At 48.3% G+C, this 12,724-nt stretch carries 8 protein-coding genes; 6 read left to right on the top strand and 2 right to left on the bottom strand.

Annotated elements, in window-relative coordinates; genetic code table 11:
* Positions 1-3,342 (top strand): VCBS domain-containing protein (locus AK963_RS01225; protein ID WP_066013399.1); only part of this gene is annotated, 3,342 nt, incomplete at its 5' end.
* A gap of 55 nt (positions 3,343-3,397) precedes the next feature.
* A complete protein-coding gene (locus tag AK963_RS01220; protein WP_066013398.1) occupies positions 3,398-4,747 on the top strand; it encodes a TolC family outer membrane protein in 1,350 nt (449 codons plus the stop codon).
* A 52-nt stretch (positions 4,748-4,799) separates the two neighbouring features.
* Here the strand turns inward: AK963_RS01220 and AK963_RS01215 are convergent, their stop codons facing one another.
* Positions 4,800-5,264 (bottom strand): hypothetical protein, encoded by a 465-nt coding sequence (locus tag AK963_RS01215; RefSeq protein ID WP_066013396.1) that lies wholly within the window; start codon positions 5,262-5,264, stop codon positions 4,800-4,802.
* Positions 5,265-5,967: 703 nt separating this feature from the next.
* Here AK963_RS01215 and betB point away from each other — a divergent pair.
* The 4 genes from betB to AK963_RS01195 all read left to right on the top strand — a co-directional run bounded on the left by betB (position 5,968) and on the right by AK963_RS01195 (position 11,659).
* A complete protein-coding gene (betB, locus tag AK963_RS01210; RefSeq protein WP_066013394.1) occupies positions 5,968-7,422 on the top strand; it encodes a betaine-aldehyde dehydrogenase in 1,455 nt (484 codons plus the stop codon).
* 19 nt (positions 7,423-7,441) lie between these two features.
* Complete coding sequence (gene betA, locus AK963_RS01205; RefSeq protein ID WP_066013389.1) at positions 7,442-9,142, top strand: choline dehydrogenase; 1,701 nt, start codon at positions 7,442-7,444, stop codon at positions 9,140-9,142.
* 119 nt (positions 9,143-9,261) lie between these two features.
* Entirely contained in the window at positions 9,262-10,479 is a 1,218-nt protein-coding gene (locus AK963_RS01200) for a BCCT family transporter (RefSeq protein ID WP_066013388.1), read from the top strand.
* A gap of 199 nt (positions 10,480-10,678) precedes the next feature.
* Positions 10,679-11,659 (top strand): zinc-dependent alcohol dehydrogenase family protein, encoded by a 981-nt coding sequence (locus tag AK963_RS01195; protein ID WP_066013386.1) that lies wholly within the window; start codon positions 10,679-10,681, stop codon positions 11,657-11,659.
* Between the two features lie 6 nt (positions 11,660-11,665).
* On the opposite strand, the gene AK963_RS01190 is transcribed toward AK963_RS01195, so the two are convergent.
* Positions 11,666-12,535 (bottom strand): metallophosphoesterase, encoded by an 870-nt coding sequence (locus tag AK963_RS01190; protein ID WP_066013384.1) that lies wholly within the window; start codon positions 12,533-12,535, stop codon positions 11,666-11,668.
* Positions 12,536-12,724 lie beyond the last annotated feature (189 nt).

Raw genomic sequence — 12,724 nt, 5'->3', positions numbered from 1 at the left:
ACCAACGACGGATCACAGACCGGGCTGGGCAGCCTGGTGATCAACGCGCAGGGCGGCTGGGAATTCAAGGTTGATAATGCGGCGGTGCAGTACCTGGATGCCGGGGAGAAAATCACCCAGGTGTACACGGTGTCGACGGCGGACGGCAACGACACGGAAACCATCACCATCACCATCAACGGGGCGGAAGACCCGTCGAACATCCTGGTGGACGGCAGTAACGGGGACAGTGACGCGGGGGCGGTGACGGAAGACAAGGCCGAAGACCTGAATAACAGTGGACAGCTGGTCACCGGTGGCACCCTGACCGTGACGGACGCCGATGGCGATGGTGCGTTCAGCCCGACCGTGACCCTGAGCAGCGTGACCGATGAAACCGGGCAGACCACCAACGACGGATCACAGACCGGGCTGGGCAGCCTGGTGATCAACGCGCAGGGCGGCTGGGAATTCAAGGTTGATAATGCGGCAGTGCAGTACCTGGATGCCGGGGAGAAAATCACCCAGGTGTACACAGTGTCGACGGCGGACGGCAACGACACGGAAACCATCACCATCACCATCAACGGGGCGGAGGACCCATCGAGCACAAATCAGTCTCCAGATGCGCTTGATGATCCAGACCAATCAACAAAAACGGTTCGATATGGGAATAGTAATGGGGCTGCTGAAGATACAGAGCTGGTGAGCTGGCAAAATACTGTTCTTAATGCAGACTCCGGGCTTGAAAATGTTGATGCAGGTGTTGTCGATGAAAATGGAAATGATGTAGCTGAGGGTACGTTAAAAATAGGCGTTCACTCACCTGACGCTGTATGGGAAACAGATGCCGGTCAAAAGTACCAGATCGAATACCGCAACGGAAATACTCCCGATGATATCAGTGATGATAGTTATGAAAGCTTATCTATTAAGCTGAATGGGCTTGCCAATTCAGCTCAAGTTAGTGTTGGGAGCTTTCTAACTCATGACGGTGATGATCAGCCGGCTCCGGAGACCTTAGCCTGGTTTGCTTTGTTGAATGGTCAGGTTGTTGCCAGTGGTAGCGCAACTGCATCTGATGGTTCTCTAATCTCGATTGCAACGGGTGATTTACTGTTTGATGAAATCCAGCTGGCACCAACAGAGAGGGAGGACTCGAATAAAGCTGATACGAATAACTCGGACTTTTATGTGAACTGGGTTGAGGCTGATCAGCTGGATGGAGGTTTCCTGACCATAGAGAGTCAGCCGTTAACTATTACTTCTGACAAACTGCTTATCAATGACTCTGATCCAGATGATGATCCTTTAACTATCACTGGTATCAGTAATCTTCCGGCTTTTAATACTGCAAGTTTGACCTGGGATGCGAAAAATGGGGTTGTTTTTGATCCGGGCTCTGACTTTGATTATCTGGCAGCAGGACAAACTGAAACCATTACTTTTGATTATACCATTGAAGATGGTCACGGGGGTGAAGATACTGCCCAGGTTACGATAACGGTTGTTGGTGATAGTACGACAACTGTTTATGAGTCAGGACTTGTTGAAGGGACGCAACCGGGTGCAATGGATACCAGTGCGTCAGGACAGTTAAGGTTCAGTGAGGTCGATGGAAAGACACTGAGTGTGGTTTGTAATGATGAAGTAATTGGTGATCTTACGGGTAATGGAGCTGATGAGATTGGCTCGCTATCGGGAGAATACGGGCTTATCACCTTTTATGGTGATGGAACATGGTCTTATCAGTTAAATTCTCAGGCTGATCACATTCCAGGTACTACGCCTTATGAGCAGTTCGACATCAAATTGAATGATGGAGAGCAGGATTCTGGCGCCATTGTGATAAAGCTTGGTATTGAAGATGATACTGTCGCTATTACCGAGACATCGACAGCCTATTTACCTAATACTTCAGGGCACTCGTTTACTGGTGTTTTGAATACTCTTGGCGCAGATATTCAGTACAACGCAGACCTCAGTGGAAATATTGATGACTGGGGTACTGGAGATCCAGCGATCACGCACGCTGATACCAATATGACCAGCGGTGGGCTTCCTCTCTATTATTATGTTGATCCCGCTGATACCTCTGTGCTTATCGCTTATACCGATAGCAGTGGCAGTAATGCCTTTAGTGATGGTGCTACGCAGACAGAGGTGTTTCGGGTAACTGCTGATCCGAATAATGACCGTTATGTGGTTGAAACTCCTGGCTCAGGATCAGGGCTGATTGATGTGGTGGAAACTACAACCCTTGATGGTGTAAATGGCGGAAATAGTTTTTTCCAAGTATTGATTGAAGGAGAAAGTGGCTATGAGGTCAAAACTTATTCTTCTGAAGGAGATTGGTTAGCGGATAATGCTATTAAAGCGATAACAGTCATGGCTATTTCTGCCGTTGAAGTTACCGGACCGGATCAAACAGAGAATATCAAAGTTAACTGGAGCAAACAGGCTATTGGTTCTGCGAGCGGCTGGATCAATGGGGCTACAGAAGTACTGACAATGAAACTTGTCGCCGGTGATGTGATTGGTGCCCAGATAGGTATTGATGTTCAAAAGGGTGCTTATATTTGGCGCGCTTATGATAAAGATGGAAAGTTACTGGATGAAAGTTCAAGTGGTGGTATTACGAGCAGTACGTTTGAGGTCAAAAGTGTAGGTGTTATTTCCTACATTGAGTTCTCGGGAGCCGATGATGGCTCAAGTTTTAGAATCAAAAACTCTGTAGAAACGAGCTTTACACACCTATCTGATGGTCAAGGCGCTGAGCCTATCAAGCTTGGGGTTGAGGTGTCTGATCAGGACGGCGATACGGCTTTGACTTCGATACCTCTTAATTTTACGGCCTATCAAAAAGGTGAAGATAACCTTGATGACCCGAAAGACGATCTGGTAGGCACTGCCGGTTCTGATTATCTGGCAGGTGGGACTGGTAACGATACGCTGAAAGGTGATCCGGATGGGGAAAGCTCTACGGATGTTTTTGCTTTCAATATTTCAGACCTGATTGATGGCCAAACTGTTCAGACGGATACCTTGCTGGACTTTGCACTTGGTAAGCCTGGTCCAGACGCTGAAAATGGCGATATTCTGGATATCTCAGGACTTGTAGACTTTGGTGCCAGTGAAGCACTGATTCCTGAGATATTAGGACAGAAAGGTATTACAGCGTCTTATGATGAGGCGTCACAGACAGCCACAATTACCTTTATAACCAGTAACGATGAGAGCAGTACCGATACTCTAAATATTGTCTTTAGTAATACCACTGGCTGGAGCGATCCTGGAAGTGATGGCATTGATAGCAATGATGTACTTCAACAGCTGATTAATAACGGTCAGCTGATCGTTTAAACCCCCATTAAAAACTAACCATAATTCGAATTAGAAAAAAAGGAGCGAAAAAAGGATGTTTCCGACGTTTTTAAAAGTATCGATTTTGTCTGCAGCCGTATTAACAGCCAATGCCCAGGCAGATACGCTGCTGGATTCCATCAACCAGACACTGGCAACGAATCCGGAAGTTCTGATCCGTACTACCGAAGCGGATGCCCGCCTGGATGAAATTACCCAGGCCAGGTCCGGGTATCTGCCCAGTGTGGACCTTACGGCCGGAATTGGTTATGAAAACAGCCGTAACAGCACAACGATTGGTGCTTTCAATGCAGGCGATGCTGACAGTAAAGACCAGGACAGAACCCGCCGGGATGCATCGTTGATTGCACGTCAAATGTTGTTTGATGGGTTTGCGGTTGGCAGTGAAGTGGATCGCCAGAAGGCGAGACAGGCTTCTGCTGCCCAGGAAGTGTGTTCGGTAGCCAGCAATACAGCTCTGCAGGTCACTCAGGCCTATATCAATGTGATGCGTCAGCAGTCCATTGTTGAGTTGATGCAGGCCAACTCTGCAGAGCATGAACGTGTGGTTGAGCTGATTGAAAAACAGGGGCGTAAAGGCCGGAGTAATGAGGCTGATGTAGCTCAGGCCCAGAGTCGTCTGGTTCTGGCCAAGGCCAATGAGATCAGTGCTGAGTCTGTACTTCGTGATGTAAAAACACAGTACCAGCGCCTGGTGGGAAATCTCCCGACTGCTTATACGTTGCCTGAAGTGCCTGCTGGCACACCGGCCTCTCTGGAAGCGGCGTTGAAGCTGGGTGCAGAAATTCATCCGGTGATGAAATTGGCCAGTGCGGATGTGCAAGCGGCTGAAGCTCAATATGACGCGACTAAAAGTGCCTTTATGCCGCGCTTTGAGCTGGAGGTAGGAGCCAACTGGGATACCGATGCCAATGGTGGTAAAGGCGATACCTATAGCCATGTGGCCAAACTGAATATGACGTATAACCTCTACAATGGTGGTGGTGATAAGGCCCGTCGCAGCCAGACCAGCAAACTGGTTAATGAGGCGATTGAAGTACGTAACAGGGCTCGTCGACAGGTTGAGGAAGAGATTCGCCTGGCCTGGGTGGCCATTGACTATGGTTCTCAGCGTTTACGTCCGCTGGAAGAGCATGTGGTTCAGGCTGGGAAATCCAGAGAGCTTTATGACAAACAGTTCCTGATGGGAAGTCGAACCTTGATGGATCTGCTGGACAGTCAGAATGAGTATACGTCTGCCCGGCAGAGCGAAATCAATGCCCGCTATGACCTGCTGTTTAACAAATTCCGCCTGTTGAATAGTACCGGTTCGTTGCTGACGGCAATGGATGCCAGTTTGCCCGTTGAGAATGATTGTGGCGTAAAAGTAGTTGCGGCACTTTAAGCTGATTTTAATGGGGCAGGTTGCTGCCCCATTTTTCTTATGCCAGCAGAGCTTAACCTTCTCCTTTCAGCTTACGCTTAAGAATGTTGTAAATTTCCTGCTGATCCTTGCTGTGAACAAATCGCAGCGCTTCTCTCAGTGTGGGCAGGCTGCCGGCAATCATTGGGCAGTCTAATAACTGATCGAGCTTTTCCATGTGCTGGATATCCGGGCGTACCTGTTTGACTGGCGTTTCTTTAATCTCGGAGCTGCCCATCACCAGTTCTGCCAGACTGATCTGACAAAGTAAGCTTTTAATACCAATCAGTGCAAAGGCCAGATGCTGACGTGAATGTGGGAATGGGTTATTGATGCCATAGCAGATCATCCGGCTGTACATCTCAATCTGAACAAGTGTGCTGTCATGGCAGCCTAGAGGGTTATCTAGGCTGTCCATACTATCGAGACCCATCATGTCCTGGCTCAGATTCTGTATGGTTAACTCCTGCTGACCGAAAACTGGCTTGATCGATTCCATGGCTTTACTCCGCTGCAAGTCATTTTTAGTCTTTTATATCATTGATTTTGCAGTAGATTGTCTAACAAAGCAGCCAGTATTGCTGACCAGCCGGAAAATAAGGCCAATTATTCGCAAATAAGCAGTAAATTGATAGAAATCAGCAGGATAAATGCCCCCGTGTTTGATGAGCTTTCAAATCATACATACCTTCCTATGGGATCGGTCTTTTCTCACGGGCTTCTTTGCGATCAATAAGCAAGAGCTGTTCTCGCAGGGAAGATCCTCTGCAGGAAATTGGTTAGTGGTCTAAAATATTTTTCTATGGCTGCTTGAATGTTTGTTAATTTTTGGCGTGGTTTTGCTGTAGTTTGATGATTTTATTCAATGTTTTTGTATTGATGTGTAACGCCATGTTGGTTAGACTTCTAATCAATTGGCTGTTAAATAACAAGAATTTGCTGAAAGTTAGTGTTCCATTTATCTATCAATATTTACCTTTTGATAGATTCTGTTCATGGTGTCATCTTATCAAATCCATGGCTCTCAGGCCGCTGCTCCTGCCAGCTCTATCTACCCAAAGCCTCCAGTGCAGAGTTTGGGTTTTTAGTCATTCTTACCTGTGTTTTTTATGAATAGGGTTTCGCAGTGAGTCGGCTTCTATTGATAAATCTCTGGTCGAACAGCTTTTTTAAAACAAGACGAAGTAGTACGGAGAAACTTGATGCGCCTCAGAAACTTTGTGGATGGCGACTATTGCAGTAACAGTAGCGGTGAGACATTTGAGGTTATTAACCCCGCGACTGGAAAAGTTGCTTATCAAGCTGAAGTGGCTGATGAGGCTATCAGGCTGGCGGCTATTAGCAGCGCCCGGCGGGGATTTGAACAGTGGTCGGCCATGACCGGCATAGAACGCAGTCGTATTCTGCAAAAATCGGTAGCCCTGTTAAGAGAGCGAAATGATCAGCTGGCGGCTATTGAGGTAGAAGATACCGGTAAGCCCTGGCAGGAAGCGTCGGTTGTGGATGTCGTTACCGGTGCTGACTCAATTGAATTTTTTGCCGGACTTGCTCCTGCCATCGAGGGCAACCAGCAAAGCCTGGGTGGCGATTTTTATTATACCCGCCGCGAGCCGTTGGGGATCTGTGCTGGTATTGGGGCCTGGAATTACCCCCTGCAGATTGCCTGCTGGAAGTCTGCTCCTGCACTGGCCTGTGGTAACAGCATGATCTTCAAACCTTCAGAAGAGACGCCACATGGTGCCCTTAAGCTGGCCGAAATCTTTATTGAAGCGGGTGTGCCGGCAGGTGTGTTCAATGTTGTGCTGGGGGATGCCGAGGTTGGCAAGTGGCTGACCGGGCATCCTGATATCTCAAAAGTGTCGTTCACTGGGGAAGTGAATACCGGCAGACAAGTCATGTCTGCTGCGGCCTCCTCTCTGAAGGAAGTCACCATGGAGCTTGGTGGTAAATCTCCCCTCATTATTTTTGAAGATGCAGACCTGGACGAAGCAGTATCTGCGGCGATGCTGGGTAATTTTTACACCCAGGGAGAAATCTGCACCAATGGAACCAGAGTTTTTGTTCATCGTTTAGTTTATGACGTGTTTGTTGAAAAGCTGCTGACTCGTACCCGCAATAATATTGTGGCCGGTGACCCAATGGACCCTGCTACCAATTTCGGAGCCCTGATTTCAGAGAAGCATCATCGAGTGGTACTGGACTTTATTCAGTCCGGGCTGGATGAAGGGGCAACTCTGCTTGAGGGTGGTAATCCATTGTCGCCTGAAAACGCGTCCGGTGGTTATTTTGTAGCGCCAACCATTTTTACCGACTGCCATGATGATATGACCATTGTCCGTCAGGAGATTTTTGGGCCAGTCATGTCGCTGCTGATATTTGACGATGAGTCAGAGGTGGTACAGAGGGCCAATAACACCACTTACGGTTTGGCTGCGGGTGTCTATACCCTGGATATCCGGCGTGCTCATCGGGTTACCCAGCAACTGGAGGCGGGAATCTGTTGGATTAACAGCTATGGACTATCGCCGGCGGAGATGCCTGTGGGTGGGTACAAATTGTCCGGTATCGGCCGTGAGAATGGTATGGAGACCCTTCGCCACTACACTCAGCTGAAGTCTGTCTATGTGGGCATGACACCACTGGAAAGCCCATTTTAATAAGAAGACAGAGCTATTTATGTCCACATCATCGAGTACTATTTCTAAGTACGATTACATCATTGTTGGTGCGGGTTCGGCAGGCTGTGTGCTGGCAAACCGTTTGACGGAAGACCCTGCCGTTAATGTGTTGCTGTTGGAGAACGGGGGAAGTGACCGCAGCCTATTTATTCAAATGCCGACTGCGCTCTCCATCCCCATGAATACCGAGAAATTTGCCTGGCAGTTTGAAACTGAACCAGAGCCTTTCCTCGATAACCGTCGTATGCACTGTCCCCGAGGCAAGGTTCTGGGAGGCTCGTCATCCATTAACGGCATGGTCTATGTACGAGGTCATGCACGGGACTTTGATGAATGGCAGAGCCATGGAGCCGAAGGTTGGAGCTATGCACACTGCCTGCCTTATTTCAGGAAAGCGGAAACCTGGGCGTTTGGCGGTGATGATTATCGTGGGGATAGTGGCCCGTTGGGGGTGAATAACGGCAACGAAATGAAGAATCCCCTTTACCAGGCCTTTGTCGATGCAGGTGTAGAGGCCGGTTACTTTTCTACCGACGATTACAATGGCCGTCAGCAGGAAGGGTTTGGTCCCATGCACATGACGGTAAAGAATGGACGTCGATGGTCTACTGCTAATGCCTATCTTCGGCCTGCCATACAGCGTTCAAACTTGACGGTGATCACCCATGCCCTGGTTCATAAAGTGCTGCTGGAAAACAAAGTGGCAGTTGGTATCCGTTATGAGCGAAAGGGCAGGGTTCAGGAGGTAAAGGCCGATAAGGAAGTGATCCTGGCTGCCGGCTCGGTTGGCTCACCACATATTCTGCAGTTATCCGGTATTGGCTCAAAGACTGTATTAGCTGAGGCGGGTATTGAATTGCAGCATGAGCTGCCGGGTGTAGGAGAAAACCTGCAGGATCATCTGGAGTTTTATTTCCAGTTCAAATGTAAGCAGCCTATTACCCTGAATGGCAAGCTGAACTGGTTCAGCAAGGGGTTGATTGGTGCACGCTGGCTGTTGGATCGTAAAGGGCTTGGCGCTACGAATCACTTTGAGTCCTGTGGTTTTATCCGCTCCAAAGCAGGTGTTGAGTGGCCCGATCTGCAGTACCACTTTCTGCCTGCCGCCATGCGTTATGATGGCAGAAGTGCTTTTGATGGTCATGGTTTCCAAGTTCATATCGGTCATAACAAACCGAAGAGCCGCGGCTGGGTTCGGGCAACAAGCAGTAATCCAACCGACAGTCCTGAGATTCAATTTAACTATCTTGAGCATGAATCAGACCGGGAAGGTTTTCGCGATTGTGTACGTCTGACCCGTGAAATTATCAACCAGCCGGCCTTTGATCCCTTTCGGGGGGATGAGATTCAGCCAGGTCATGGTGTGCAGAGCGATGCTGACATCGATGCGTTTGTTCGCAGTGCTGTTGAAAGTGCCTATCACCCCTCATGCTCATGCCGTATGGGCAGTGATGAGCTGGCCGTGGTTGACCCTGAAACTCGAGTCAGGGGTATAGATCGACTGCGTGTCGTTGACTCATCCATTTTCCCAACAATTCCTAATGGAAACCTCAATGCTCCAACCATCATGGTGGCGGAAAAGGCGGCAGATATGATTCGGGGCAAAGAGGCGTTGGGTCCATCTGATGCCGAGGTTGGGATGGATAAAAACTGGAAAGAACGACAGCGCTCAGGAAACCCAGAACGTGCGGTAAGTTAATTTCGCGGCTGGAGAAGGACAACCAGCCAAACGGTGGGCAGCCTGAAAGATTAATTCCAACAGGGGCTGTTCACAGCATTCTAATAATAAATAAAAACAGATTAACTCTGGAGATGCTTATGACTGCCTGGTTATCAGCCGGCATACTGTTTACCTTTCTCGCGGTAGCGTTCATCCTGCTTCGTTGGGGTAATGTCCGATGTATTGGTAACACCCCTGTACGAACCCTGACCTTTATCGCCATTCTGTTCACTTCCGGCCTTGATGTGGGGCTGATCATGTTCCCATTGACCGAGTTTGGGGGGTATGCCGATTTGCAGGCGAGCCCTGAGTACGGTTTTGCCAACCCACTGGCTATTGAGTTTGGGTTCTGGGGTTTTCTGATCTGGGCTTTTTATTTCCTGACGTGTTTCTATTTTTGTGTGATCGAGCCTAAGGTTGGTTTCTTTGAGCTGCCTTTAGTCAAGGTCATCAATAATATTGTCATCATCGGTACCTGTGCGTTTACTGCGTATCTGTTGCTGGCCAACCTGCCCTGGTATCTGCCAGAAGTTGGAGATGGTGAAACGATCGTTGCCTCCTTCTACTTGATCGTATTTATTGCCATTGCTATTGCTGTTTATTCCAGTACCAGTCTGCGGTATGTCCGGTTTCTGAGTGTTTCAACAACTATTCTGTTTCTGGGGCTGATCGCTGTGATGTGGCTGGGGGCCGTGACCTCAACGGAAGGCAGTGCGGGAGAAATGGTGAAAACAGTTGCACTGCTGGGAAGCTACTTTGGCAATATTCATCAGTTTGTCCTGCCTATTAATGATTACCATGAGTTTTATCTGCTCTGGTGGTTCTCCTGGAGCATCATGATTGGCCAATTTACTTCCCGTTTTGTCGGCGGATTAACGACCTGGCAATTGTTGGCGGCTATGCTGGTTATACCGTCTATTCCCGTTGGTATCTGGTTCTCGGTTCTTTACTACTATCATTCGAACGGGTTGGAAACGACAGGCTTCTACAACCTTGCCATGGTGTTTGTTGGTATCACCTTTGTTATTAATTCACTGGACTCTTTGATCAGGCTGTACACGGATAACCTGAATCTGACGGTAGCGCGTTTCGGCAAGTGGACATATATCCTGGGTAATATTGCAGCCATGAGTGTACTGACACTGTTGTTTAAACTGGATTTTCTTGAGATTCAGTGGGTAGGCGCTCTGGTGATTGGCCTGTTCTTTGCCTGCTTTGGCTACATTGTGCTCACCAGGCTCAAGCCGGTTATGCAGATAAAAGCCAGTGGAGAAAAAGAGTCTGTGGACTACGGTAAGATTGAAATGGCGAACTGATACTCCTTGGTCATCTATTCATAATGGATTAGGTATTCTTTTTTATGGATGGGTGACCAGTCGCTTTCCCAGGAGCTCGAACAGTTGTAAGTAAACGAAATAAATACATACCAATAAATTCTCAATTCCTTTTGATCTCCTCGGCTAACTTAATCACTCAATACCCTTTGTTTTTTCTGATAGCCAGAGAGTGTTTGCTATGAAGGCAATGGTGGTGAAACAGATTGGTTCCGCCGATGTGTTTGAGTGTACTGAGTACCCAGTCCCAGCGGCCAAACCGGGGCATATGGTCATAGAAGTCAAGGCAAGCAGTGTTAACCCGCTGGATGTGATGCTGCGCTCTTCAGAAAATCCATGGTCGGAGAACCGTCCAGACATACTTCATGGTGATGTTGCTGGTGTTGTTCATGAGGTAGGTGACGGCGTCTCAGGGTTTAAGCCAGGTGATGAGGTGTATGGATGTGCCGGTGGTGTTGCAGGGCAGAATGGTGCTCTGGCTGACTATATGCTGGTCGATGCAGAGTTGATGGCTAAAAAGCCTGAGTCACTGTCAATGGGCGAAGCGGCAGCTTTGCCGCTGGTTTCCATAACGGCCTGGGAAGGGCTGCATGACAAGTTGAAAGTTACCAAGGGTGATCGGGTGCTGATTCATGGTGCTACCGGTGGCGTTGGCCATATTGCCATTCAGCTGGCCCGACATTTTGGTGCAACGGTAACAGCAACCACCAAACCAAGAACACTGGATATTGCGGCTGGTCTTGGAGCTGATCACCTGATTAATGTGCTGGATACATCGGTTCAGGAATACGTACGACAATTTGCCGGTGGTGTAGGCTATGACAAAGTGTTTGATACCGTTGTCGGCGAGAACATCAAAAACAGCTTCGAGGCCGTTCGTTTTTATGGTGACGTGGCTGTCACCCTGCCGGTGGAAGACACGTTTCCGGTGCTGATGAAAAGCCTGAGTCTTCATGGTGTATTGATGTTGATACCATTGTTTAATGGTATCAACAGGTCGGCACATGGTCGGATTCTGACGGAAGTTGCTCAACTGGTGGATAAAGGTGTGATTAAACCACTGATTGACCCTAACCCCTTTACTATCTGGCAGGTGGCTGATGCCCACCGCCATCTTGAGTCAAGGCAGGCCGTCGGCAAGATTGTTCTTACCATGGATTGAAGTCATTCACCCTTCATAAGGTTTATGTGAGTGCTTTACAGGCAGTGGGATAATCAGCTCTGGCTGGTAATCTTCGGGGGTATGATAATCATGCCCTTTTTGATTGGCCATGATGTGGGTTTTTCCCAGGGTCTGATTGATGTTGCTGTGGGTGTGACCGTAGAACCAGTAGTCTGGTTGCCATTTCCAGATCATGTCATTCAGACGGTTGATAAAGTAAGGGGCCAGCTCAGAACCCACCCATTTGGGTTCTATACATTCAGGTACTGGAGCGAAGTGTGTGATGACCACGGTTGGGCCTGAAAATGGGGAGGCCAGCTCATTTTCGAGCCATTGAAGGCATGCCTTATTTTCATCCATCTGGTCTGCGGCTGTTATCAGCCGGTTCCCCACATGAATGCTCTGAAAATCACTGATTCTTTGCTCAGCGATTTGTTGAGCATGAGCCGTGTTTTCTTCAAAGAGGTCAAACGAAGACCATAAGGTGCAGCCAAGAAAACGAACGCCTTTTAAGTCGATGCGGTTTCTTTCCAGAAAAAAGACATTTGGTGTTTGACTTGCTCTCTCCTGCAGCTGACCCTTTAAGGCATGCAGATCATGACCGTAGTATTCATGATTACCAGCAACAAGAATAACAGGGGCGTCATTTTTTATTGCTACTGATTCGGCGTAATCAATACTGTCTGTTCCACTATCGATATCTCCGGCAAGGATAATGATGTCGGCTTCGGGAACGGTAACGAGCTCTTTTTGATCGGAGGGCACAAACTCTTGATGAAGGTCAGAGTGGAGAGACAGTTTTACCGTTTCACCAAAGGCATGAAAGCTGGCCAGCATGCAGAGTAGAGCTCCAAAACACCGTGACTGGACGATCATAACAAACGATCCTTTTGAGTTTAAGAAAACAGGAAAGGATAGTCGGATGAGCGAATCGTATTATACCAATCGCATTTTCTAAATCCTTAAGCTGCCGCCAACTATGCTTAGGCATCATTACCATGCATTATCTAGAACAGATGTCTCGTCGACCACAGCTACCCGAAGGTTTTAATGATGTTGATTTTC

This window comes from Endozoicomonas atrinae (assembly GCF_001647025.1).
GTDB classification, from domain to species: Bacteria; Pseudomonadota; Gammaproteobacteria; order Pseudomonadales; family Endozoicomonadaceae; genus Endozoicomonas; species Endozoicomonas atrinae.
This window is presented reverse-complemented; position numbering and strand designations above follow the sequence as displayed.

What these genes read in the sequence shown, in the direction of transcription:
- AK963_RS01215 (WP_066013396.1), bottom strand. Translation starts at nt 5,264, where the DNA reads ATGGAATCGATCAAGCCAGTTTTCGGTCAGCAGGAGTTAACCATACAG.
- AK963_RS01200 (WP_066013388.1), top strand. Translation starts at nt 9,262, where the DNA reads ATGACTGCCTGGTTATCAGCCGGCATACTGTTTACCTTTCTCGCGGTA.
- AK963_RS01220 (WP_066013398.1), top strand. Translation starts at nt 3,398, where the DNA reads ATGTTTCCGACGTTTTTAAAAGTATCGATTTTGTCTGCAGCCGTATTA.
- AK963_RS01195 (WP_066013386.1), top strand. Translation starts at nt 10,679, where the DNA reads ATGAAGGCAATGGTGGTGAAACAGATTGGTTCCGCCGATGTGTTTGAG.
- betB (WP_066013394.1), top strand. Translation starts at nt 5,968, where the DNA reads ATGCGCCTCAGAAACTTTGTGGATGGCGACTATTGCAGTAACAGTAGC.
- betA (WP_066013389.1), top strand. Translation starts at nt 7,442, where the DNA reads ATGTCCACATCATCGAGTACTATTTCTAAGTACGATTACATCATTGTT.
- AK963_RS01190 (WP_066013384.1), bottom strand. Translation starts at nt 12,535, where the DNA reads ATGATCGTCCAGTCACGGTGTTTTGGAGCTCTACTCTGCATGCTGGCC.